Origin of the sequence: Actinomadura rugatobispora (assembly GCF_042656285.1) — a bacterium.
GTDB classification, from domain to species: Bacteria; Actinomycetota; Actinomycetes; order Streptosporangiales; family Streptosporangiaceae; genus Spirillospora; species Spirillospora rugatobispora.
In genome coordinates this window covers 1-646 of sequence record NZ_JBHSON010000286.1, presented here as the reverse complement: position 1 = coordinate 646, position 646 = coordinate 1, and the positions used below count along the sequence as shown (strand labels likewise).

Below are 646 nucleotides of genomic sequence, written 5' to 3'. Positions count from 1 at the left end.
TAAATATTCGTTCAGGGGATGCGGTAAAAATAATCGTCACCGTTTCCGATGGAAAATCGCTTCATTTATCACAGCAGTGGAACGCACCGGCAAGTACGCTTTAATAATTCATGAAATCAATGATTTATCAAAAATGATTGAAAGGTGGTTGTAAATAATGTTACAATGTGTGAGAAGCAGTCTAAATTCTTCGTGAAATAGTGATTTTTGAAGCTAATAAAAAACACACGTGGAATTTAGGGAATACTGATGTAACACGGATTGACCGTATTGGGAGTTTGAGATGGTGACAAAGAGAGTCCAACGGATGATGTTCGCGGCGGCGGCGTGCATTCCGCTGCTGCTGGGCAGCGCGCCGCTTTATGCGCAGACGAGTGCGGTGCAGCAAAAGCTGGCGGCGCTGGAGAAAAGCAGCGGAGGGCGGCTGGGCGTCGCGCTCATCGATACCGCAGATAATACGCAGGTGCTTTATCGCGGTGATGAACGCTTTCCAATGTGCAGTACCAGTAAAGTTATGGCGGTCGCGGCGGTGCTTAAGCAGAGTGAAACGCAAAAGCAGCTGCTTAATCAGCCTGTCGAGATCAAGCCTGCCGATCTGGTTAACTACAATCCGATTGCCGAAAAACACGTCAACGGCACAATGACG

The 646-nt window shown here is 47.7% G+C and carries 2 protein-coding genes; both read left to right on the top strand.

The window, feature by feature from the left end:
- Nucleotides 1-5: 5 nt before the first annotated feature.
- Complete coding sequence (locus ACFPZN_RS56390) at nucleotides 6-104, top strand: hypothetical protein (protein ID WP_378293710.1); 99 nt, start codon at nucleotides 6-8, stop codon at nucleotides 102-104.
- 179 nt (nucleotides 105-283) lie between these two features.
- A partial coding sequence (locus tag ACFPZN_RS56385; RefSeq protein WP_378293708.1) for a serine hydrolase occupies nucleotides 284-646 on the top strand: 363 nt, incomplete at its 3' end.